Genomic DNA, 21,705 nt, shown 5'->3' with positions numbered 1-21,705 from the left:
GCGGCCGGCCCCGTCCAACGATTATTGATTGCCCTGGCGGTTCAGGAAGCGCGGGATCTCCGCACCTTCCGCGGCGGCATCTTCGGGCGCGACCTGTGCCTTGGCAGCACCGCGCGCGATGTTCGACATCCGCTCGAACAGGGTCGCACCCGCGGCCGACTGGCGGCGGGCAGGCTCGGGCTCGGCTACCCAGCGGCGGTTGCCGGCGGCCTCGGGAGCTTCCTCCGTCTTCGCTTCGGGGGCCGGGGTCGGCATCGCCGCCTCGGGCTGGAGCAGCAACTCGTCATTGAACAGGTTGGTCAGCTCGAGCGGTTCCGCCGCGGCTTCGGGCGCCTCGAGAACGATGCGTTCCTCGGCGGGCGTCTCGACGGCGGGCTGGATCGTCGGTGCCGCCAGCGGAGCGGCAGCCGTCGACGCAGGCGCAGGTGCCGCAGCCTGCGGCACGGCGACCGAGCGCTCCTCACGCGCGGGCGTACGCGGCGGGAAGCTGAAGCTCTTCGACGGCTCCGGCATGGTTGCGGCGTCGACTTCGATCCCCGTGGCAACCACCGAAACCCGGATCCGGCCTTCGAGATCGTTGTTGAACGCCGAACCCCAGATGATGTTCGCATCCTGATCGACCAGCTGGCGGATATGATTTGCGGCTTCGTCGACTTCGAGCAGGCGCATGTCGTCGCCGCCGGTGATCGAGACGATCACGCCCTTGGCGCCGTTCAGGCTCACGCCGTCGAGCAGCGGATTGGCGATGGCCTTTTCCGCCGCTTCGATGGCGCGGTTGTCGCCGGACGCTTCGCCGGTGCCCATCATCGCCTTGCCCATCTCGCTCATCACCGAACGGATGTCGGCGAAATCGAGGTTGATCAGGCCAGGCATCACCATCAGGTCGGTGATGCCGCGGACGCCCTGCTGGAGCACCTGATCGGCCATCTGGAACGCTTCCTTGAAGGTCGTGTTCGGGTTGGCGATCAGGAAGAGGTTCTGGTTCGGGATGACGATCAGCGTGTCGACATGCTTCTGCAGTTCTTCGATGCCGGCATCGGCGGAGCGCATCCGGCGATTGCCCTCAAAGCTGAACGGCTTGGTGACGACGCCGACGGTCAGAATCCCGCGGTCGCGCGCAGCCTTGGCGATGACCGGCGCAGCACCGGTCCCGGTGCCGCCGCCCATGCCGGCGGCGATGAAGCACATGTGCGATCCGTCGAGCGCCTTCTCGACTGCATCCATGGTCTCTTCGGCGGCTGCCCGTCCTATTTCGGGACGGCTGCCGGCTCCGAGGCCCTGGGTTATCTTCAGGCCAAGCTGGATACGGCGCTCGGCGGGCGACGCGTTGAGTGCCTGGGCGTCGGTGTTGGCGACGACGAAGTCGACTCCCTGCACATCGGCAGCGATCATGTTGGCGATCGCGTTTCCGCCCGCGCCACCGACCCCGATCACGGCAATGCGGGGTTTCAGCTCGTCGACTTGCGGGCGCATGAACTCGATCGTCATATAATTTCTCCTTTGCGGCCCTGTCCGCCGAACCGCATCACGCGGCGAATCTTGCCAGACGCGAATCGCCGAATCACGCGAAAAGTTGTGCTATCCACAATTTTCGGGGTTAACGGAGGCGAGGCGTCAAAACCCACGGTCAATAGCCACTCTTCAGGGCCGTTATCAGGCGTGATACCAGTCCGCTGGCCTGGGCGCGATGGACGGTCTGCGGTTCAGCCGAGAATGGCCTCAGGTCGGCCGGATTGGTCGCAGCAACCTGGGCCAGCCCGGCGAGAGTGGCGAAGGCGGGGCCGCTATGCGCATCCGGCAGGCCGTGCATCGCCTTGGGTCGGCCGATCCGCACGCTCCGGCCCAGCAAGCCCTGCGCATAATCGGCGATGCCCTTGAGCTCGGCGCCACCGCCGGTCATCACGACCTGGCGGCCGACCGGCCCGACATAGCCGAGTTCGGTCAGCGCCTTGGCGACCGCGTCCATCCAGTGATCGAGCCGCAGCCGGATTACCTGGATCAGCTGCGCACGGCTGATCCGCGGCGGCTCGGCGCCGTCCTCGGTCTCCTCGGGCGAACCGATCTCGATCATTTCGTGATTGTCGCGCGGCGAGTTCTGCGCCGAGCCGTGGAAGCATTTGAGCCGCTCGGCCTGCGCTCTGCGGATGTTGAAGGCCGATGCGATATCGTCGGTGATGTCGGAGCCGCCCATCGGCAGCGAGGTGAGGCCGACGAGCAGGCCGCCGGCGAACAGCGCGACATTGGTGACGCCCGCGCCCATCTCGACCAGCGCAATACCCATCTCGCGGTCTTCCTCGGTCAGGCATGAAACCCCGGTCGCGATCGGCGAGGCGACGATCGATTTAACGCCGAGATGGGCCGAACGGACGCACAGCGCCAGGTTGCGCACCGGCGACGGCTCGGCGGCGATGACATGGATCTCGACCCCGAGCTTGTCCGCGTGGAGTCCGAGCGGATTCTTGACGCCGGTCAGGCCATCGAGCGTGTAGAGCGTCGGCTGGGCGTGGAGGACCATCCGCCCTTCGGGATTGAGCGAGCGCCGGCCCTGGCGGAGCAGTTCGTCGATGTCCTGCTGCTCGATCTGTACGCCGCCCAGGTTGACCTCGACCTGCGCCACGTCGCTGACCAGCCCGCCTGCCGAGAAGCTTACCCAGACATGGTCGATATTGGTGCGGGCGATCGTCTCGGCCTGCTCGACTGCCTCGCGGATCGCCGCCTCGGTCGCCTCCATGTCGGCGATATAGCCACGGCGAACGCCCCGGCTCTCGCGCTGGCCGGTGCCGAGCACTTCGAACTCGCCGCCTTCGTCGACGCGGCCGATCAGCGCCGAAATCTTCGACGAACCGATGTCGATGGCGGTGATCAGACCGTCGTTACGCGATTGCGCCATCACAGCTCCCTTTCCCCACATCGCCATCCATCCACCTCATGTCACCGACTTGGCGCTGAGCGGCGCTGGCACTTCTATCTTGGTTCCCGGCTCGCGCGACATGCGGGCGACCACCCGGGTCGGATCGCGCATGTCGATCGAGACCAGTCCCTTGCCGAGCAGGCCAGCGCGGCGATCCTCGAGCGCGAAGAAGGCGAGCGCTTTCGCCGCCTCCTGGTCGCCCTCCGGCAGCATCAGTTTCTCGCCCGATTGGAAGATGATGTCCCAGCGGCGGTCGCCCTGCCAGCTGGCGGCGGTGACGAGCGGCCTGAGCGACGGCGTCGTCCCGATCAGCCTGGCGAGTTCGGTGGCGCGGCGATTGGCGCCGGGGCCGACGACGACCGGCAGATCGGGCATCGCGCGGTCGTCGACCGGGCCGATCACCACGCCATCCTTGTCGATCAGCGCGAGGCGATGCCGATATTGCCAGATCGCTGTCGGCACGCGCTCGACAATATCGACGACCAGCGTATCGGGCAGTCGCCGCGAGACGCGGGCGTCGGCGATCCAGCCGAGCTTCATCAGTTCGGCGCGGGTGCCGTCGAGATCGACCAGCGGCATCGGCCGCGCCTGCTGCCGCATGGCGATGTCATAGACCACCGCGCTGTCGACTTGGCGGCGGTTGAGAATTTCGACGTTGCGAACCTTGAAGCCGGCATCGCCGATCCCGTCGGCAATCAGGAGGCCGACCATCTGGGGGAGGCCCATCGCGATCAGCCCGGCGATGATCCCGACACAGATGCCGCCGCCGAGGATCCAGTTGCCGGTTCGCCGCAGCGTATCGCGCGACACCGGCAGATGGTCGACGGCGCGATCGATCGTCGATGCGCGGCGCTTGGCCGGTGTGCGGCGCGGTGGTGCCTTGGCGCTGGGGCGGCGGTCGGCGGAGCGGGCGCGCGCGGCGGTCATCCGCGCTCGCCCCGGGGCAGCGCTTCGTCGACGATAGCCTGGACGAGATCGGCATAGCTCATGCCGACCTGGCGGGCTTGTTCGGGCACCAGGCTGAGCGGCGTCATGCCGGGCTGGGTGTTGACCTCGAGCAGGTAGAGCCCTGCTTCGCCCTTTTCGTCGTCCCAGCGAAAATCCGAGCGGGACGTGCCCTTGCAGTCCAGCAGGCGATGGGCGTCGAGCGCCATCTTCATCGCCGCATCGGCGATATCCTGCGGAACGTCTGCCGGACAGATATGGGTGGTGAGACCGTCGGTATATTTGGCCTCGTAATCGTAGAAGCCGCTGGTGGGCACCAGCTCGGTCACGCACAGGGCGCGGTCGCCGAGCACCGCGACGGTCAGCTCGCGGCCCCGGATGAAGGGCTCTGCGAGCAGGGTCTTGAAGGTCTGCCAGGGGCCATGCGCGTCACGATGAATCGGCGTGCCGTGATTGTCACGCTCTTTCACGATCGCCACGCCGACCGACGAGCCCTCGTTGACGGGTTTCAGCACATAGGGACGCGGGATTGGGTCCGCTTCGTACAGGCTGGCGCTCGCGACGATCCTGCCCTCCGGCATGCGGATGCCGTGGGGAACGAGCTGCTGCTTGGTCAGCTCCTTATCGATCGCGATCACCGAAGTGGTGAGCCCGCTATGGGTATAGGGCAGGCCCATGAGGTCCATCAGGCCCTGCACCGTGCCGTCTTCCCCGGGCGTGCCGTGGAGCGCGTTGAACACCACATCGGGCTTCGCCTCGGCAAGGCGTAGCGCGACATCGCGATCCATGTCGATGCGGGTGACCCGATGGCCGAGGCTTTCCAGCGCATCGGCGACTCCATTGCCCGAGGTCAGCGAAACCTCGCGTTCCGAAGACCAGCCGCCCATGAGGACGGCGACATGTAGCTTCGCGTAGGTCATGCGGCGACCACCAAACCCACGCCGTCACCCCAGCGGAGGCTGGGGTTACGGGAGCAGCGTGGCGCGCGAGACGACCGAGATGCCAGGCTGCGCTGGCACGACGGGCTGAGGCAAGCTTTCACTTGATCACTCTCGCTGCACTTCCATCTGCGCCGTCGCCAAACACCCCCACCCGTTGTATCTCCCACTCCAGCGTCACGCCCGACGCCGCTTTCACCTTCTCACGCACCTCTTCGCCCAGCGCCTCGATATCGGCCGATACCGCCGCGCCCAGGTTGAGCAGGAAATTGCAGTGTTTCTCGCTGACCTGCGCGTCGCCGCGGGTGAGGCCGCGGCAGCCGGCCGCGTCGACCAGCGCCCAGGCTTTGTGGCCATCGGGGTTCTTGAAGGTCGATCCGCCGGTGCGGCTGCGCAGCGGCTGACTCGCCTCGCGTTCGGCGGCGATGCGGTCCATCTCGGCGCCGATCGTGGCCGGTTCACCGGGCACGCCCTCGAACAGCGCCTCGACCACGACCGCGCCCTCGGGCAGCGCCGAATGGCGGTAGCTATAGCCGAGCTGCGCTGCGGGCCAGGTTTCCACACTCCCGTCGCGCAGCACCACAGTCGCCTCGATCAGGATGTTCGAGGCATCGCGGCCATAGGCGCCGGCGTTCATCCGAACCGCACCGCCGATCGTGCCCGGGATGCCGCGGAGGAATTCGAGTCCGGCCACGCCCGCATCGCGGGCGGCGCTCGCCACCGTGATGCCCATCGCCGCAGCACCCGCGCGAACCCGGCTACCTGGCTCGATCGTCACCTTTGCGAAGCTCTTGGGTAGCCGTACGGTCACGCCTGGCACGCCGCCGTCGCGTACGATCAGGTTCGATCCGACCCCGACCGGGAACAGCGGCACCGCCGGATCGAGGCTTTTCAGAAAATCGGACAGATCGTTCACATCCGCGGGGCGGATCAGCCATTCGGCGGGTCCGCCTGTCCGGAACCAGATGAAATCCGCCAACGACGCGCGCGCCTCCACGCTGCCGCGCAAGGGCGGCAGCGCTGGCGTTTGCAAGGACGTGGCGGACGCCGGCATCACTTCTTGTCGAGACCCCACATTGCCATCCACTGTTCCCAGGCCTTGGCCTGCATGTCGGCGAGATCCTTGGCTGCCTTGGCCGCGTTGTTGAACTGCTCACCGCTGCCCATCGCCTTGAACGCGGCTTCGACGGCGGTCTTGTGCATGTGCAGGGCCTGGTCCTGCAGGAGTTTCCAGGACGCGAAGTGGTCGGTCATGCTGCCTTCTCCTTGGTTATCGCCCCCGAAAGTCCCGCCGCCCATTTGGTGATATCACCGGCGCCGAGGCAGATCACCATGTCATCCGGGCCGATCGTCCGCGCCAGCGTGTCGGCCAGGGCATCGGGACCAGAAATGGTCTGTGCGGCACGATGTCCGCGCTGCTTGAGCCCCGCGACCAGCGCAGCCGCATCGACGCCGTCGATTGGCGCCTCGCCGGCGGCATAGACCGGGGCGACATAGACCGTGTCCGCATCGTTGAAGGCGGTCTGGAAGTCGGTCATCAGGTCGCGCAGCCGGGTGTAGCGATGCGGCTGGACGACGGCGATCACCTTCGCGCGCGCGCCTTCACGCGCCGCCGCCAGCACGGCGCGGATCTCGACGGGGTGGTGGCCATAATCGTCGATGATCGTGGCGACGCCGTTGCCGATCGGCACTTCGCCCACCTTGGTGAAGCGGCGCTTGACCCCGCCGAACTTGGCGAAGCCTGTAGAGATGATGTCGTCGGTTATGCCCATCTCCAGCGCGACGCCGATGGCCGCCAGCGCGTTCTGGACATTGTGGCGGCCGGGCATGGGCATGGTCACGCCCTCGATCCGGCGGGTCGCGCCATCGCGATTGCGGACCACGACGTCGAAGCGGTTGCCGCCGGGGATCGGAGTGACATTGTCGCCGCGCACATCGGCCTGCGCCGAGAAGCCATAGGTGACGACCTTGCGGTCGCGGACGCGGGGAATGATCGCCTGCACCTCGGGATGGTCGATGCACAGCAGCGCCGCGCCGTAAAAAGGGACGTTCTCGACGAACTCGACAAAGCTGTCCTTCACCTTGTCGAACGAGCCGTAATGATCGAGATGCTCTGGATCGATGTTGGTGACGACGGCGATGGTGCCATCGAGGCGCAGGAAGCTGCCGTCGCTCTCGTCGGCCTCGACCACCATCCAGTCGGATGCGCCGAGCCGGGCGTTGGAGCCATAGCTGTTAATGATGCCGCCGTTGATCACGGTCGGATCGACCCCGCCCGCATCGAGCAGTGCCGCTACCATCGAGGTCGTGGTGGTCTTGCCATGGGTGCCGGCGATGGCGACGGTCGACTTGAGCCGCATCAGTTCGGCCAGCATTTCCGCGCGGCGGACCACGGGGATACGCTTCTCGAGCGCAAGTTCGACTTCGGGATTGCCGCGTTTGATCGCCGTCGAGGTGACGACCACCGCGGCGTCGCGCAGGTTCTCTGCCTTGTGGCCGATCATCACCTCGATGCCGCGCTTGCGCAGCCCCTCGACGACATAGCCTTCCGCGACATCGGATCCCTGCACCTTATAGCCGAGATTGTGCATCACCTCGGCGATCCCGGACATGCCGATCCCGCCGATCCCGATGAAATGGATGGTGCCGATGTCTATTGCGACACCCTTCATGCAAATGCGCCTTTTAACGGACGGAGTTCGAGTTTTTGTACCGGGATGGGATCCATGAGCGGGGCGAGCCCGATCCGCTCGACCAGGTCGGCGAGATCCTCCGCGGCGTTGGGACGGCCGACGCCATAGGCACGTTTCGCGGCATTGATCAGCGCCTTGGGATCGAGCGCCAGCTTCTGCATCTGCTTCGCCAGTTCCTGCGGCGTAAAATTCTCCTGGCGGATCGATCGCGCGCCGCCGACCGCCGCCAGTTCGCGGGCGTTGGCGGTCTGGTGGTCGTCGGCGGCGGACGGCAGCGGGATCAGGATAGCCGGCCGGCCGGCGACGCTGATGTCCGCGATGGTCGATGCGCCGGCGCGCGCGATCACCAGATGCGCCCAGGCCAGCCGCTCTGGCAGGTCGGTGAAATAAGTGGCGAGATCAGCAGGGATGCCGAGCACCTTATATTTGCTGCGTACCGCCTCGATATCCTCGGGGCGGCATTGCTGCGTGACCTGCAGCCGGCGCCGGAAGCCCTGCGGCAACAGCGCGAGGCCGTCGGGCACGACGTCCGAGAGAATCGACGCTCCCTGGCTGCCGCCGGTGACCAGCACCCGGAAGATGCTGTCGGGGCCGATTTCGGGGAAGGGCTGATCGCGGATGTCGCGGACGATGTCGCGCACCGGATTGCCGACGAGGAAGGTCTTCTCCTCATATTTCGGCTTGAGCCGCTGGACCTGCGGATAGGCAGTGGCAATCGCGTCGACCTTACCCGCGACGAGGCGATTGACCCGCCCGAGCACCGCATTCTGCTCGTGCACCAGCGTCGGGATGCGCGCCCTGAAGCCAGCGCGCAGCGCGGGAAGGGCGGGATAGCCACCGAAACCGATCACTGCCGCCGGATCGAAGGTTTCGTAGAGGGTGCGGGCCATCGCGGTACCCGCGCGGATGTCACGCCAGGCCTTCAGCCATGCGCGCGGGCCGCCCCCAAGACGCCCCGCCGGAATGATATGGGTCTGGACGCCGTCGAACAGGCCGGGGATGCGCGCGCCGCGTTCGTCGGTGACGAGGGCGACGCGGTGGCCGCGCCGCATCAGCTCGGCCGCCAATGCGTGCGCGGGGACCATATGGCCCCCGGTTCCGCCGGCCGCGAGGGCGAAATGGCGAACGACCGTCATCGGCCGTTCCAGCGCACCGTATAGGCGGCTTCCTTGAGGTGGGGGTTCTCGCGGGTGAAGGCGAGGAGCAGGCCGAATCCAATCGACAGCGCGATCATCGACGAGCCACCATAGCTGATGAACGGCAGGGTCATGCCCTTGGACGGAGCCAGGCCGACATTGACCATCATGTTGATCAGCGCCTGCAGCCCGAATTGCGACACGAGGCCGGCCGAGGCGAGCAGCAGGAAATCATTCTCCTCGCGCAGCAGGCGCAGGCAGACGCGGGCGACGATGCCGAGATAGAGGCAGGCGATGGCGATGCAGGCGATCAGCCCGAATTCCTCGCCGATAACCGAGAAGATATAGTCGGTGTGCGGCTCGGGCAGGGTGAACTTCTCGGTTCCCGCACCCGGGCCGGTGCCGAGCAGTCCGCCATTGGTCAGCGTCGCGTGGGCGCGGTCCATCTGGTAGGTGTCGCCCTGCTTGAACAGGAACTTGTTGATGCGCTCGGTGGCCACCGAATAGAATAGATAGGCCGAGACGATCGCGCCCAGACCGCCCGCGCCAAGCATGCCGAGCAGCTTGAGCGACGCGCCCGACAGCATCAGCAGCACAATCCAGACCGAGACGAAGATCACTGTCTGGCCGAAATCCGGCTGCTTCATCAGCAGCGCCGCGATCAGGGCCATCGGTAGGACCGAGATCAGCGCGAAGGGAACGCCCGGGTTGCGGGTGCGCAGCGAGAACAGCCAGGCCATGCCGACCGCGAATAACGGTTTCAGGAACTCCGACGGCTGGATCTTGGCCGGGCCGAGCGCGATCCAGCGGGTCGCGCCATTGGCGGCGCTGCCGACCACCGGCACCAGCGCCAGCAGCAGCAGGAAGATGCCGCCGCCGATTAGCGCCATCCGCCGCGCCACCTTCACCGGCAGCGCCGAGACGCCAATCATCACGGGTACGGCGATGATCGTCCAGGCGAGCTGCATCCAGAAATAGTGGCGTGCGGCGACGGTGACGCCATTGCCGGAATAGCGCACGCCCGCCGCCGGCGAGGCGGCCGCGACGGCGATCAGGCCGATACCGATCAGCATCGTTACCAGCAGCAGCAGGACGCGGTCGATCTCCCAGAACCAACGCGCGAAGGGCGTGCGCTTGCCGCGTCCGAACCGAGAGCGCTTGACGGGACGGGGCGAGGGCGGGACGGCAGAGTCGAAATTCACTGAGACGTTCATAGCGAAAGCCCCTCCACCGCGCGACGGAAAGCGTCGCCGCGTGCTTCATAATCGCTGAATTGATCGAACGACGCGCAGGCCGGAGACAGCATCACGACCTCGCCCGGTTTGGCTGCTGCTGCGGCGTCGTGCACCGCCTGATCGAGCGTGCCGCTCTCGGCGACGGGCTTGCCGGCCGCCTTGAGAATTTGTGCGTACATCGGGCCGGCCTGGCCGATCGTATAGGCGGCCACCACATGGCCGAACTGCGGCGCGCAGTCGTCAAGATCGTCGGTCTTCGGCAAGCCGCCGAGAATCCAGTGGATCTTGGGATAGGCTGCGAGGGCCGGAGCGGTGGCGGTGGCGTTGGTCGCCTTGCTGTCGTTGACGAACAGGATGCCCGCCTTTTCGGCGATCCGCTCCATCCGGTGGGGCAGGCCGGGATAGGTCGCGAGACCCTTGTCGATCGCACCCTCCGGAATCTCCAGAGCGCGGGCGACCTGTATCGCGATGACGGCGTTCTGCGCGTTGTGCGGGCCTTGCAGGGCCGGCCAATGTTCCTGGCCGGATACTTCGCTCGAGGACACGCCGATCACCTGGGGGTAGCGCGACGCTATCGCCCGGCTGGGCGCATCCTCGACGGCGATGATCGCCACATGCTCGGCCGATTGCATCGCGAACAGCCGTTCCTTGCTGTCGGCATAGCCCTGGAAGCCGTCATAGCGATCGAGATGATCGGGGGTGATGTTGGTCAGCACCGCCACGTCGCAGTCGAGGCTGAAGGTCAGGTCGATCTGGTAGCTCGACAGTTCGAGGACGTAGATGCCGTGCTTTTCAAGCGGATCGCGGCCCATGATGGGAAGCCCGATATTTCCGCCCATCAGGGTCGGCACGCCCGCCGTTTCGATGATATGCTTGATGAGCGCGGTGGTGGTCGACTTGCCGTTGGTGCCGGTGATGCCCACCACCTTGTGGGCAGGCAGATCGGGGCGCGCCTGCGCGAACAGCTCGATGTCGCCGATCACCGGCACGCCGAACTGCGCGGCATGCGCCACGATCGGGTGCTTGTTCAGCGGTACGCCCGGCGACACGATGACGCTCTCATAGCCGGTCAGATCAAGGGTGAGGGGGTCGGCCACGGTGGCGCCGCCTGGAAGTCGGTCACGCGCTTCCTTCTTGCCATCCCACGCCGTCACTTTTGCGCCGCTTGCCAGCAGAGCCTCGACCGTCGCGAGCCCCGAGCGCGCCAGGCCGAGGACGGCGTAGGTCTTCCCTGCAAAGGCGCTGCTGGTGATCACCGCAACTTGAGCGTTGCGAGGCCGGCTAGGGCGAGGACGAAGGCGATGATCCAGAAGCGGATCACCACGGTCGGTTCGCTCCAGCCGAGCTGCTCGAAATGATGGTGGATCGGCGCCATGCGAAAGATGCGCTTGCCGGTGCGCTTGTAGAAGAACACCTGGAGGATGACCGAGACGGTCTCCATCACGAACAGGCCGCCGACGATCGCCAGCACGATCTCATGGTGCGCGACCACCGAGATCGCGCCGAGCGCGCCGCCGAGCGCGAGGCTGCCGGTGTCGCCCATGAACACCGCCGCCGGCGGCGCGTTGAACCACAGGAAGGCGAGCCCTCCACCGATGATGGCGGCGGTCATGATCGTCAGGTCGCCCGCGCCGAAGACGTGCGGAATGCCGAGATAATGCGCGAATTTCGCATTGCCGACGAGGTAGACGATCACGAAGAAGGCGAGGCTGGCGATCACCACCGGCATGGTGGCCAGTCCGTCGAGTCCGTCTGTCAGGTTCACCGCGTTGCCGAAGGCGACGATCACGAAGGCGGCGAACAGGATATAGAAGGGGCCGAGGTCGATCACCGGCCCGTTGTAGAAGGGCAGGTACAGCTCGGTGCCGTTGCCGGAGACGATCAGCCAGCTCGCCAGGCCGGCTATTACGAACTCGCCGAGCAGGCGCACCTTGCCGGAAACGCCTTTGTGGCTGCGCTTGGTGACCTTGTCGTAATCATCCAGAAAGCCGATCAGGCCGAAGCCGAGCGTCACGCCGATACAGGCCCAGACATAGCGGTTGGTGAGGTCCATCCACAGGAACAGCGAGATCATCACCGCGATCAGGATCATCAGCCCGCCCATGGTGGGCGTGCCGACCTTGGCGAGATGGGTCTGCGGGCCATCGGCGCGGATCGGCTGACCCTTGCCCTGGCGAATGCGTAGCCAGCCGATGAAGCGTGGGCCGATGAGCATGCCGATGAACAATGCCGTCAGCGCCGCGGCCCCCGCCCGGAAGGTGATGTACCGGATAAGGTTCAGGATTCCCGGAAACCCAAGCTGATCGGCAATCAGGTAGAGCATGTCGTCCTTTCGCCGGCTCCTGCCTTCGAGCGTAGATGCTCGACGAGGCGCGAAAGGCCGATCGCGTTCGATCCCTTGATCAATATGGTATCGCCGGGCGCGATCAGTGTCTCGATCGAATCGAGCGCCGCGCCGGCGTCGGGCACATGCGCGAAATCGATGCGTCCCTCAAGGGCGTTGGCGAGCGCGGTCATCTCCCCGCCGACGAGCAGTGCAAAATCCACCCTGGCCTCGCGCAGCGGTCCGGCGAGATCGGCGTGATAGCCGGCCGATCCGGCGCCCAGCTCGCGCATTTCGCCGAGTATGGCGATCCGCCGCTCCGCCTTTTCCTCGCCCAGCATCTTGATGGTCGCCGCCATCGAGGCGGGGTTGGCATTATAGCTCTCGTCGATGACCAGCGCCGTCCCATTGCCCGCGGCGACATGACTTCGCAGCCCCCGCCCGGGCAGGCCCGCCATGTCCGCAAAAGCGAGTCCAGCCGCGGCGAGGTCGCCGCCGATTGCCCAGACCGCGGCGATCACGGCCATCGCGTTCGACACCCAATGCTCGCCGGGAGGCGCGATAGTGAAGGTGAGCTCGGCGTCGGGCAGGATCAGCGATACCAGCGTGCCATTGTCGAGCGGCACCATGTCCTGGACGTGGATATCCGCGGCCCGGTTGGCGCCGAAGGTCAGGATGCGGCCGGCGAAGGGCCGGGCGGCGGCGAGGAGCCGTTCACGGTGGGGGCTGTCATAGGGAATGATCGCGGTGCCGCCGGGCTCCAGTCCCTCGAAGATCTCGCCCTTGGCGTCGGCTATGGCGGCCTCGTTCGCGAAGAAAGCGCTGTGGGCGGGGGCGATGGCGGTCACGATCGCGACATGCGGACGGACCAGCCGGGTCAGCCCGGCCAGTTCGCCGCTGTGATTCATCCCCATCTCGAACACGCCAATGCGCGTATCGCCGGGCATCCGGGCGAGGCTCAGCGGAACGCCGGTATGATTGTTGTAGCTCTTGACCGAGCGATGGACTTTGCCGCGCAGCGACCTGTCGAGGCAGTCGAACAGCGCTTCCTTGGTCCCGGTCTTGCCCACCGAGCCGGTGACGCCGATCACCTGGCCCTTCATCCGCGCGCGGGCTGCGACAGCCAGCGCGTCCAGCGCCGCCATCGTATCGGCGACGCGGACGTGCGGACCGGTGCAGGCTTTCGACACTATCGCGCCGGCGGCTCCTGCCGCGAAGGCCGTGTCGAGGAAGCGATGTCCATCAGTCGCTTCGCCCTGCAGCGCGATGAACAGGTCGCCGGGGCCGATCTCCCGCGAGTCGAAGGCGACGCCGGTCGCGCAGAAGTCGCCATGGACTTCGCCGTCGACGGCGGCGGCGATGTCGAATGCCGTCCAGAGAGGGGTCATTTCCACATCTCCCCTCCCGATCCGTCATGCGCCGCGCACTCCCGCGCCACGCTGACATCGTCGAACGGCAACACGCGATCGCCGACGATCTGACCCTGTTCATGGCCTTTGCCGGCGATCAGCACGATGTCGCCGTCCCGAGCCTCGCCGATCGCGGCGGCGATGGCCTCGTGGCGCCCGCCGATCTCTACGGCACCCGGCGCCCCGGCCATGATGTCGCGGCGGATCTTGGCGGGATCCTCGCTGCGCGGATTGTCGTCGGTGACGATCGCGCGGTCGGACAGGCGCGCCGCCACCTCGCCCATCAGCGGCCGCTTGCCGGTATCGCGATCGCCTCCGGCGCCGAAGACCGTAATCAGCCGATTGCGGGCGTGCGGACGCAGTGCGCTGATCGCGGCCTCCAGCCCGTCGGGGGTGTGCGCGTAATCGACATAGACAGGTGCGCCGGTGCTGGTAATCGCCGCGCGCTCGAGCCGGCCACGCACCGGCGCCACTCGCTGCAGATTTGCGAGGGTGAGGTCGATCTCACCGCCGGTGGCGATGACCAGGCCAGCGGCAACGAGCGAATTGGCCGCTTGGTAAGCGCCGATCAGCGGTAGCTTGATCTCGCGCTCCGTGCCACCGATCTCGAGGCGCAGGGTCTGGCCCAGCGCCGTTGGAGTGCGGCCGAGCAGGCGGATGGTTTCGCCTTTGGCGCCAACGCTGATTAGCCTGATGTCGCGGGCCGAGATCGCTGCCATGACCTCCGCCGACTTGGGATCGTCCGCCCATATGACCGCTGCGCCGTCCGTGTCGACGATTTCGGTGAACAGGCGCAGCTTGGCCGCGAAATAGGCCTCCATCGTGCCGTGATAATCGAGATGGTCGCGGCTGAGATTGGTGAAGGCGGCGGCGCGGACCGGCAGGCCCTCGGTTCGATATTGCGAGAGGCCGTGGCTCGATGCTTCGAACGCGGCATGGGTGACGCCCTCTCGGCGCAGCCCGGCCATATTCGACAAAAAGGTGACGATGTCGGGGGTGGTGAGACCGGTCGACACCTGCTCGTCGGCGGTAGTGACGCCCAGCGTGCCGATCGACGCCGCGTGGAAACCTGCCATCCTCCAGAGCTGGCGGGTTAGTTCGACGGTCGAGGTCTTGCCGTTGGTGCCGGTGACCGCGACCGTGGTGTCCGGAAAAGGGGCGAAGAAGCGCGCGGCGAGCGCTGCAAAGGCGCGGCGCGGTTCGGCATCGCTGACGTGCACCACTCCTTCGACAGACACGTCCGGCGCCGAGACTACCGCCACGGCGCCATCGGCGATCGCCTGGCCGATGAAGTCCTCGCCGTTGAAGCGCGCGCCTTTGAAGGCGCCGAACACCGTCCCGGGCGCGACCTTGCGATGGTCGATGGCGAAGCCGGTGACGCGCGCCTGCCCCGCTTCGCCCAGGATATCGGGAAGGATGTCAGTCAATCGCATGGATTGCCGTGTCCTTCTGCTCGCCCTTCGCTTTCTGCTGCTCCTCGTACACATAGGGAAGCATGTCGGACAAATCGATATCCCGGCTCGGGTCGGGGATGATGCCGAGCAGCGGGCCGATCCGCGAGATAACGTTCTTTACCGCAGGCAGTGCGGTCCAGGCGGCGGTGCGGAAGCCGTAGGTTTCCTTGATGCCCTGCGGCTCGTCCATCGTCACGACAACGACATAGCGCGGCGCGTCCATCGGGAAGACGCCGGCGAAGGTCGTGACAAGGCTGTTGTGGATGTAGTGACCGTTGAGGTTTTTCTCGGCGGTCCCGGTCTTGCCGCCGATCCGCAGCCCGGGGACATTGCCGCTCTTGCCGGTGCCATGGGTTACGACGAGCCGCATCAGCTGCCGCATCCGCGCGCTTGTCGCCTCCGAGATGACCCGTCGACCGGCCGGCGCCGTCCCAGGTGCACGCTTGAGCATTGTCGCGGGGCGCAGGATGCCGCCGTTGACGAGCGCCGCATAGGCATTGGCGAGGTGGAGCTGGCTGACGGCGATGCCATGACCATAGGCGGTGGTCATCACCGTGGTTCGCGCCCAGAAACCGGGCCAGAGCGGCTTGCCGCGCGCGCCGAGTTCCAGATCGACCGGGCGATCGAAGCCGAGCTTCCGGAAGAAGGCGGAGGTCCGCGCCTCGCCCAGCTCGTCGGCGATTCGCGCGGTGCCGATGTTGCTCGAGTGGATCATGATGTCCGGGATCGACATCCAGCGATTTTCGGGATGATCGTCGCGGATCGTGAATCCTCCGACGTGAAGCGGCGCCGTCGCGTCATAGCGCTTGCCGAAATCGGTGATGACGCCGCTCTCTATCGCATTGGCGAAGGTGATCATCTTGAAGGTCGAGCCCAGCTCGTAGACCGAGCTGATCGCGCGATTATAGCGGGCATCCGGGCGAAGCGGGTCGGTGCCGACCGGGACCAGCCCCGGCGCGTTGGAGTTGAACACCGGCAGCGACGCCATTGCCAGCACCTCGCCGGTGTGGACATCTAGCACGATGCCGGCGCCTCCCACGGCGCTGTGCTTGACGACCTGCATGGCCAGCGCGCTCTCCATGGCCGCCTGGACGCGGCTGTCGATCGACAGCGCCACCGGCTGGCCGCCGTTTGCGCTGCTGGTCAGGCGCTTGTCGAGATAAGCTTCCATGCCGCTTACCGGCACGCCGCCGATGTCCATATAGCCGATCACCTGGCTCGCCATGGTGCCTTGCGGATAAAAGCGCTTGGGCTCGGGAACCTCCTCGATCGCTGGTTCGCCGAGCAGGCGCACGGCGTGAATCTTGGCCGGCGTGGCGCCACGTTCGAGATAGACGAATTTGCGCGGGCCGCGCAGGATCCGACGATAATAGTCCACCGGACGTGAGGGGAAGAGTCGTGCCAGCTCGACCGCCAGCTTCTCCTTGTCTCCGATCACGCGTGGCGGGCGAACGGCCAGGCTGATGCCGCTGATGGTTGCGGCGAGCACGACGCCGTTGCGATCGGTGATGTCCGCGCGCGGACCTGTGGCAGCCGCGACCGCGCCGCGAGCGGGCGCGTTGAACACCGCGAGATAGAGCAGGCGCAGCCCGATCACGCCCGTGAGCAGCGCGAACAGCAGCATCAGGATCATCAGCCGGTAATGTGCGATCCGGGTGGCGTCGTTTACCTTGGCGAGGGCGCGATCGCGCGGCGGGGCGAGCCCGACGGCGATCACGTTCATGGCCGCGCTTTGCGCGTGCGGCCAGCGGATGCTTCGTCGCCGAGATCGGCGAGGAAGTCGTCGCCCAGCCCGGCTCTTGCCGGCCGGTGCTGGGCGATCTCCCGGATCGGCGACGGAGTCGAAGGTGCGAGTGCCGATGGCTTGGCCTGGACGAAGCTGGCCTGGCGCAGCGTAGGCTGCGCGATCTGAGGCGACGGCGTTGCGGCGACCACGGTCTTGACCGAGCCCGCGCGGATGCCGCCATCCTCGATGACCTTGAGATTGACCTGGCTGACCGCGCCATGGCTGGCGACGATAGCCGGATCGAGCGGCAGCGCCGGCGCCGTCTGCGGCTGGGTGAGCGCCACCAGTTTGACCGAGCTGTCGACGAACTGACCGGCGCCAGGCGCCTGCAAGCCATAGACCCGCTGATTCCAACTCTCGATCTGGGCGAGCCCGCCGCGCGTGTCGATCTCGGTGCGGAGTTGGCGGATCTCCTGACTTGTCGCGGCAATCTTGCGCTCGACCCCGGTCAGCTCCGCGCGCTTTGTCGCCACGGTCTGCGACACCATGTAGAAGGAGAGCGCTGCGGCGCAGATGCCCCCTGTCCAGACCACCTCTCTGAATCGGGTCGTGATCATCCCTGACGTCCTTCTTTTTGTGCAGCGGGCCCCCATGGCGAGGCCTCGGTCCGACGTGCGACGCGCAATGTCGCCGACCGGGACCGGGGGTTGCGGGCAATCTCGGCATCGCCAGCACGCACTGGCTTGGCGACGGCCTCGAAGCTTGGACGCGGCCCCCCGCCGCGCACATCTGGAAGGTGCCGCGAGCCGGCGGGGGTGGCCCCGCTCCGCTCGCGCAGGAAACGCTTTACAATCCGGTCCTCGATCGAATGGAACGACACAACGGCGAGACGGCCGCCCGGGCGAAGCACCCGTTCGGCCGCAGCAAGGCCTTGTTCCAGTTCGTCGAGTTCGGCATTCAGGTGGATCCGGATCGCCTGGAAGGTGCGAGTGGCAGGATCCTTCTTCTCGTGCGGACGATGGCCGAGGGCGCGGCGGACCACCTCGGCCAGCTGCGCCGTTCGGGTGATCGGCCGCGCCGCCACGATCGCACGCGCGACGCGCCGCGCACGCGGCTCCTCGCCCAGCTCGTGCAGGACATCGGCGATATCGGCCTCGTCGGCTTCGTTGAGGAAATCGGCAGCGGTCATTCCGGCCTGCTCCATGCGCATATCGAGCGGGCCGTCGGCCTGGAACGAAAATCCGCGATCGGCCTGGTCGAGCTGCATCGACGAGACGCCGATGTCGAGGGTTACGCCGTCGACCTGATCGACGCCGCGTTCGTGCAGGGCCTCGGCGATCCGCGAAAATCGGTCGGACACCAGGATCAGCGCGCCCTCATTCTCCGCCTCGAGGGCGCGGCCTTCGGCGATGGCGTCGGGATCGCGGTCGAAGGCGATGACGTGCGCGCCGCTGCGCAGGATCGCGCGCGTATAGCCGCCAGCCCCGAACGTGCCGTCGACATGCGTCTCGCCTGCCCTCGGGGCCAGACCCGCGAGCACCTCGTCGAGAAGCACCGGGACATGCGGGGCAGGGCTATGGGAGGGGGAGCGGTCATCCCCGGTCCTTCCGCTTAGCCAGCAAGTCGTCCATTTCCTCGAGGACGTCTTCCGATTCGGCGTCGGGGTTGGCGCGGAGAATCTCAGGATTCCATATGCGGAAGCGCCGACCACGGCCGACGAACAGCGCGTCGCTGCCGATCTGCGCCTTGGCGCGCAGCCGCTCCGGCAGGACCATGCGCCCCGCGGAATCATAACCGACGTCCTTCATCTGCGGATAGGTCTTGGCCTCGAGTTCATCGAGCACATCGCCGTGCAGCTGACCGGTTTGCTCTGCCGTCCGGGCGGCATGGGCGTTCATCTGGTCTTCGGTTTCGGCGATCTGCAGCGCGTCGCTGACCTCGATGCACGGCAGGGTCGGGTGCTTGGCCATGCGCAGCGTCTTTTCGAGGCCCTTGGCTACGGTTCCGGTGGTGCAGCGGATATCGATGGTCTGGCGAAAGGCAGCCGGCAGCGAGACCCGCCCCTTGGCGTCGACGCCGTTCAAATGAACGTCATTAAAGACCGCACCCGCCGCCACCGCGTACCCCGTTCGAGGGAGGAGGATCGCCGGAGCCGCGCCGCCCTTTCCGGACGGCGGGAGGCGTCAATACGCCGAGCGATACTCCCAACCCCATTTCACCGCTTCGATGTACTTGGTTTAGGTCGGGTTTTCAAAGCATTTTTATACCATTTCGTGGTTTTACCTGCCTCCAGGCTGTGGATTTCAGGAATCCTGTGGACAGTGTCGCAACGTGCGGACCGCCCGATGGCCGCCGGAATCCGGCGCTGCCGGAGCGGCCATGCCTGTGGATAACTATGTCGAGAACATTGTGGGCAGTAGCGCCCGGCGCCGCATGGGCCCCGGAGTGAGGTGGGCGAGCGGCTCAGGCCGGCGTGGTAATGCGGACGTAGCTTTGCAAGCGACTCAATCGAGCCGCGAATCGCAACCCGACTTTGCCACCATTATTTCTGGGAGGACGGTCCCGGCTCGTCGCCCGACGTGCCGCCCGGCGCGACGCCGAGTTCGGCCAGCGGGTCGGCTGGCGGGGCTTCGCTATTGTTGGCCGCTGCCGACGAGCCGCTGGCGTCGGCGGCCTTGTCCTTGGAATGGAAGCCGACGATCGCGGCAGCCAGCAGCACGACCAGGAACACCACGGCCAATCCGGTAATGCCGATCCGCACGCGCTGCATCAGGCGGTAATTCCCATGAGCGCCAATTTCCGCCAGGCTTGGGCGGAGGTCAATTGCAAATGTAATGCAGCTCGGACGTCGCCGCGACGATTGGCGCCCCCCTTCAGCGCCTGAGCAGGGCCGGGACCGGCAGGCCTTTCGCCTCCAGCCAGGCTGGATTGAACATGGACGAGAGATAGCGCATCCCAGAATCGCACAACATGGTCACGATGGTCTTGCCTGGCCCCAGCTCCCGCGCGAGCGCGATCGCGCCGGCAACGTTGATGCCGGAGGAGAGGCCGACGCACAGCCCCTCGTTCTGCAGCAGTCCGAAGGCCTGATCGAGGCCCTCCTCGTCGGAAATACGAAATTGGGTATCCACCGGCGCGCTATCGAGGTTGGCGGTGATGCGACTCTGCCCGATGCCTTCGGCGAGGCTCGATCCTTCTGCCTTCAACTCGCCATGCGCGAAATAATTGTAGAGCGCGGCACCGTGCGGATCGGTCAGGCCGATCACTATGTCTTCGCTATACTCCTTCAGCCCGAGGCCGACCCCCGCGAGCGTACCGCCGGTGCCGACCGCGCAGGTGAAGCCGTCGATCCGACCGCCAGTCTGTGCCCAGATTTCAGGTGCGGTGGTGCGGATATGGGCTAGTCGATTGGCGGTATTGTCGAACTGGTTGGCCCAGAACGCACCTGGCGTCTCCTCGGCTATGCGGCGCGATGTATGTACATAATGGGCGGGATTGGAATAGGCGGTGGGGGCGACGAGGACGAGCTCGGCGCCGAGCGCGCGCAGCGTGGCCTGCTTCTCCTGGCTCTGGGTGTCGGTCATCACGATGATCGTGCGATAGCCGCGCGCATTTCCGACCAGCGCCAGACCAATGCCCGTGTTGCCCGCGGTGCCCTCGACGATGACCCCGCCCGGCTCGACCAGGCCGCGTTCCTCGGCGTCGGTAATGATCGCAAGCGCAGCGCGGTCCTTGACCGAACCGCCCGGGTTCATGAATTCGCACTTTGCGAGAATTTCGCAGCCCGTGGCCTCACTCGGGCCCTTCAGTCTAACCAGCGGAGTATTGCCGATGAGCGTGAGCGCGTCGTGCGCAATCTTGTCCTTTGCCATCGGCGGAATCTAGCCGAGCGCGGTCGCGCTTGCCAACATAGCTTCTCTTTGGCGTTCGTCTGTGCTGCTTGTCGGCCTTACATGATCCGCAAGGCCAGCTTCCCGCCCGTTGTCGGTCCCAATACCCGCCTGCTGCTGCTGGGCAGTTTGCCGGGCGAGGCGTCGTTGCGCGCCGAACGCTACTATGCGCATCCGCGGAATCAGTTCTGGAAATTGATAGGTGCGGTCATCGGCCGGGAAGAGCTGAACGAACTCGCGTATTCGGAACGCCTGGCTTTGCTTGGTGCCGCCGGTGTCGGCCTGTGGGACGTCGTTGCCGACGCTGTGCGGCCGGGGAGCCTTGATGGCGCAATTCGCGACCACCGGCCGAACGACCTGGCGGCGCTGGTCGCGACCTTGCCAGCGCTGTGCGCCATCGGATTCAACGGAGCAACCGCATCGCGAATCGGGCGGAAGAAGATCGCCGCCGTTACCGTGCCGGAGTTGATCGATCTGCCGTCTAGCAGCCCTGCCTATACACTGGCGCTTTCGGAAAAGCGGCTGAGCTGGCTTCGGCTGCGGGCATTTATCGATCCTTCGTCGGATTTTAGGACCTGATGGAAAAAAATCATATGTTCATGCTGGCTTCATGACATTCCTGTACTTGACGCACTGCACAAAAGGACCGCAAACACCGCCGCTATGCACATTCATACCCGCTTCTTAACCGCCGCCGTCCTCGGCTCCGCTCTCATGCTTACCGCTTGTGGCAAACCGGAAACGATCACTGCCAGCGAATCCGATCCCGATGCGGCGGCGCTCAATGCCGCCGTTCCGGTCGAACTGCCGCCGATGGTGACGCAGAGCCGCACCTACCGGTGCAAGGACGCCAGCCTCGTCTATGTCGACTTCTTCAGCAACAACACAGCTGCGTACAAGACCTCGAAGGAGGGCACGCCCACGATGCTCACCGCCGCCGAGCCTGGCAAGCCCTACACGGCCAAAGGCTATTCGGTGAGCGGCGATGGCCCGCAGGTCGAGATCGCAGCTCCCGGCAAGCCCGCCCAGGGCTGCAAGGCCTGAT

General features: G+C 66.2%; 21 protein-coding genes. 2 read left to right on the top strand and 19 right to left on the bottom strand.

Features of this window, described 5'->3' with window-relative positions; all coding sequences use genetic code 11:
* Nucleotides 1-21 precede the first annotated feature (21 nt).
* From ftsZ to AAC645_RS07695, 19 genes are all read right to left on the bottom strand, one after another.
* A complete protein-coding gene (gene ftsZ / locus AAC645_RS07785; protein ID WP_340315054.1) occupies nt 22-1,488 on the bottom strand; it encodes a cell division protein FtsZ in 1,467 nt (488 codons plus the stop codon).
* A gap of 139 nt (nt 1,489-1,627) precedes the next feature.
* Nucleotides 1,628-2,890 carry a cell division protein FtsA gene (gene ftsA, locus AAC645_RS07780; RefSeq protein ID WP_340315052.1) on the bottom strand — a complete coding sequence of 421 codons (1,263 nt, stop codon included), beginning with the start codon at nt 2,888-2,890 and terminating at the stop codon, nt 1,628-1,630.
* A gap of 36 nt (nt 2,891-2,926) precedes the next feature.
* On the bottom strand, nt 2,927-3,838 hold the full coding sequence (locus AAC645_RS07775; RefSeq protein WP_340315051.1) for a cell division protein FtsQ/DivIB: 912 nt from the start codon (nt 3,836-3,838) through the stop codon (nt 2,927-2,929).
* A complete protein-coding gene (locus tag AAC645_RS07770) occupies nt 3,835-4,776 on the bottom strand; it encodes a D-alanine--D-alanine ligase (protein ID WP_340315050.1) in 942 nt (313 codons plus the stop codon). Before AAC645_RS07770 ends, AAC645_RS07775 begins: the two co-directional genes overlap by 4 nt.
* 118 nt (nt 4,777-4,894) lie before the next feature.
* Nucleotides 4,895-5,848: a UDP-N-acetylmuramate dehydrogenase gene (gene murB, locus AAC645_RS07765; protein WP_340315049.1), complete on the bottom strand. Its 954-nt coding sequence runs from the start codon at nt 5,846-5,848 to the stop codon at nt 4,895-4,897.
* A complete protein-coding gene (locus tag AAC645_RS07760; protein WP_340315048.1) occupies nt 5,848-6,048 on the bottom strand; it encodes a hypothetical protein in 201 nt (66 codons plus the stop codon). Before AAC645_RS07760 ends, murB begins: the two co-directional genes overlap by 1 nt.
* Nucleotides 6,045-7,466 (bottom strand): UDP-N-acetylmuramate--L-alanine ligase, encoded by a 1,422-nt coding sequence (gene murC / locus AAC645_RS07755; protein WP_340315047.1) that lies wholly within the window; start codon nt 7,464-7,466, stop codon nt 6,045-6,047. The genes AAC645_RS07760 and murC overlap by 4 nt, the downstream gene beginning before the upstream one ends.
* Nucleotides 7,463-8,623, bottom strand: a complete 1,161-nt coding sequence (gene murG / locus AAC645_RS07750) for an undecaprenyldiphospho-muramoylpentapeptide beta-N-acetylglucosaminyltransferase (RefSeq protein WP_340315045.1) — start codon at nt 8,621-8,623, stop codon at nt 7,463-7,465. The genes murC and murG overlap by 4 nt, the downstream gene beginning before the upstream one ends.
* Complete coding sequence (locus tag AAC645_RS07745; RefSeq protein ID WP_340315044.1) at nt 8,620-9,837, bottom strand: FtsW/RodA/SpoVE family cell cycle protein; 1,218 nt, start codon at nt 9,835-9,837, stop codon at nt 8,620-8,622. The genes murG and AAC645_RS07745 overlap by 4 nt, the downstream gene beginning before the upstream one ends.
* Entirely contained in the window at nt 9,834-11,114 is a 1,281-nt protein-coding gene (murD, locus tag AAC645_RS07740; RefSeq protein WP_340315043.1) for a UDP-N-acetylmuramoyl-L-alanine--D-glutamate ligase, read from the bottom strand. The genes AAC645_RS07745 and murD overlap by 4 nt, the downstream gene beginning before the upstream one ends.
* The gene (gene mraY / locus AAC645_RS07735) at nt 11,111-12,181 is read right to left on the bottom strand and encodes a phospho-N-acetylmuramoyl-pentapeptide-transferase (RefSeq protein WP_340315042.1); all 1,071 of its coding nucleotides are present in this window, start codon (nt 12,179-12,181) and stop codon (nt 11,111-11,113) included. Before mraY ends, murD begins: the two co-directional genes overlap by 4 nt.
* Nucleotides 12,169-13,569: a UDP-N-acetylmuramoyl-tripeptide--D-alanyl-D-alanine ligase gene (locus AAC645_RS07730; protein WP_340315040.1), complete on the bottom strand. Its 1,401-nt coding sequence runs from the start codon at nt 13,567-13,569 to the stop codon at nt 12,169-12,171. Before AAC645_RS07730 ends, mraY begins: the two co-directional genes overlap by 13 nt.
* Nucleotides 13,566-15,023, bottom strand: a complete 1,458-nt coding sequence (locus AAC645_RS07725) for a UDP-N-acetylmuramoyl-L-alanyl-D-glutamate--2,6-diaminopimelate ligase (RefSeq protein ID WP_340315038.1) — start codon at nt 15,021-15,023, stop codon at nt 13,566-13,568. The genes AAC645_RS07730 and AAC645_RS07725 overlap by 4 nt, the downstream gene beginning before the upstream one ends.
* Nucleotides 15,010-16,767 (bottom strand): peptidoglycan D,D-transpeptidase FtsI family protein, encoded by a 1,758-nt coding sequence (locus AAC645_RS07720; RefSeq protein ID WP_340315036.1) that lies wholly within the window; start codon nt 16,765-16,767, stop codon nt 15,010-15,012. The genes AAC645_RS07725 and AAC645_RS07720 overlap by 14 nt, the downstream gene beginning before the upstream one ends.
* A complete protein-coding gene (locus AAC645_RS07715; protein WP_340315035.1) occupies nt 16,764-17,387 on the bottom strand; it encodes a hypothetical protein in 624 nt (207 codons plus the stop codon). The genes AAC645_RS07720 and AAC645_RS07715 overlap by 4 nt, the downstream gene beginning before the upstream one ends.
* The gene (gene rsmH / locus AAC645_RS07710) at nt 17,384-18,325 is read right to left on the bottom strand and encodes a 16S rRNA (cytosine(1402)-N(4))-methyltransferase RsmH (protein WP_340315033.1); all 942 of its coding nucleotides are present in this window, start codon (nt 18,323-18,325) and stop codon (nt 17,384-17,386) included. The genes AAC645_RS07715 and rsmH overlap by 4 nt, the downstream gene beginning before the upstream one ends.
* Before the next feature lie 37 nt (nt 18,326-18,362).
* Nucleotides 18,363-18,854 carry a division/cell wall cluster transcriptional repressor MraZ gene (locus AAC645_RS07705; RefSeq protein WP_340315032.1) on the bottom strand — a complete coding sequence of 164 codons (492 nt, stop codon included), beginning with the start codon at nt 18,852-18,854 and terminating at the stop codon, nt 18,363-18,365.
* A gap of 458 nt (nt 18,855-19,312) precedes the next feature.
* The gene (locus tag AAC645_RS07700) at nt 19,313-19,540 is read right to left on the bottom strand and encodes a hypothetical protein (RefSeq protein WP_340315031.1); all 228 of its coding nucleotides are present in this window, start codon (nt 19,538-19,540) and stop codon (nt 19,313-19,315) included.
* A gap of 103 nt (nt 19,541-19,643) precedes the next feature.
* Nucleotides 19,644-20,642, bottom strand: coding sequence for a cysteine synthase A (locus tag AAC645_RS07695; protein ID WP_340315030.1), 999 nt, complete (start codon nt 20,640-20,642; stop codon nt 19,644-19,646).
* Nucleotides 20,643-20,723: 81 nt separating this feature from the next.
* On the opposite strand from AAC645_RS07695, the gene AAC645_RS07690 reads away from it, so the two are divergent.
* Entirely contained in the window at nt 20,724-21,239 is a 516-nt protein-coding gene (locus tag AAC645_RS07690; protein ID WP_340315028.1) for a DNA-deoxyinosine glycosylase, read from the top strand.
* A gap of 135 nt (nt 21,240-21,374) precedes the next feature.
* Complete coding sequence (locus AAC645_RS07685) at nt 21,375-21,704, top strand: hypothetical protein (RefSeq protein WP_340315026.1); 330 nt, start codon at nt 21,375-21,377, stop codon at nt 21,702-21,704.
* Nucleotide 21,705 lies beyond the last annotated feature (1 nt).

This window comes from Rhizorhabdus argentea, assembly GCF_037861105.1.
GTDB classification, from domain to species: domain Bacteria; phylum Pseudomonadota; class Alphaproteobacteria; order Sphingomonadales; family Sphingomonadaceae; genus Rhizorhabdus; species Rhizorhabdus argentea.
The sequence above is the reverse complement of the archived record's forward strand: the minus strand, read 5'-3'. Positions and strand labels throughout refer to the sequence as shown.

Coding starts and splice junctions, on each gene's coding strand:
- ftsZ (WP_340315054.1), bottom strand. CDS start 1,488: ATGACGATCGAGTTCATGCGCCCGCAAGTCGACGAGCTGAAACCCCGC.
- ftsA (WP_340315052.1), bottom strand. CDS start 2,890: ATGGCGCAATCGCGTAACGACGGTCTGATCACCGCCATCGACATCGGT.
- AAC645_RS07775 (WP_340315051.1), bottom strand. CDS start 3,838: ATGACCGCCGCGCGCGCCCGCTCCGCCGACCGCCGCCCCAGCGCCAAG.
- AAC645_RS07770 (WP_340315050.1), bottom strand. CDS start 4,776: ATGACCTACGCGAAGCTACATGTCGCCGTCCTCATGGGCGGCTGGTCT.
- murB (WP_340315049.1), bottom strand. CDS start 5,848: ATGCCGGCGTCCGCCACGTCCTTGCAAACGCCAGCGCTGCCGCCCTTG.
- AAC645_RS07760 (WP_340315048.1), bottom strand. CDS start 6,048: ATGACCGACCACTTCGCGTCCTGGAAACTCCTGCAGGACCAGGCCCTG.
- murC (WP_340315047.1), bottom strand. CDS start 7,466: ATGAAGGGTGTCGCAATAGACATCGGCACCATCCATTTCATCGGGATC.
- murG (WP_340315045.1), bottom strand. CDS start 8,623: ATGACGGTCGTTCGCCATTTCGCCCTCGCGGCCGGCGGAACCGGGGGC.
- AAC645_RS07745 (WP_340315044.1), bottom strand. CDS start 9,837: ATGAACGTCTCAGTGAATTTCGACTCTGCCGTCCCGCCCTCGCCCCGT.
- mraY (WP_340315042.1), bottom strand. CDS start 12,181: ATGCTCTACCTGATTGCCGATCAGCTTGGGTTTCCGGGAATCCTGAAC.
- AAC645_RS07730 (WP_340315040.1), bottom strand. CDS start 13,569: ATGACCCCTCTCTGGACGGCATTCGACATCGCCGCCGCCGTCGACGGC.
- AAC645_RS07725 (WP_340315038.1), bottom strand. CDS start 15,023: ATGCGATTGACTGACATCCTTCCCGATATCCTGGGCGAAGCGGGGCAG.
- AAC645_RS07720 (WP_340315036.1), bottom strand. CDS start 16,767: ATGAACGTGATCGCCGTCGGGCTCGCCCCGCCGCGCGATCGCGCCCTC.
- AAC645_RS07715 (WP_340315035.1), bottom strand. CDS start 17,387: ATGATCACGACCCGATTCAGAGAGGTGGTCTGGACAGGGGGCATCTGC.
- AAC645_RS07700 (WP_340315031.1), bottom strand. CDS start 19,540: ATGCAGCGCGTGCGGATCGGCATTACCGGATTGGCCGTGGTGTTCCTG.
- AAC645_RS07695 (WP_340315030.1), bottom strand. CDS start 20,642: ATGGCAAAGGACAAGATTGCGCACGACGCGCTCACGCTCATCGGCAAT.
- AAC645_RS07690 (WP_340315028.1), top strand. CDS start 20,724: ATGATCCGCAAGGCCAGCTTCCCGCCCGTTGTCGGTCCCAATACCCGC.
- AAC645_RS07685 (WP_340315026.1), top strand. CDS start 21,375: ATGCTTACCGCTTGTGGCAAACCGGAAACGATCACTGCCAGCGAATCC.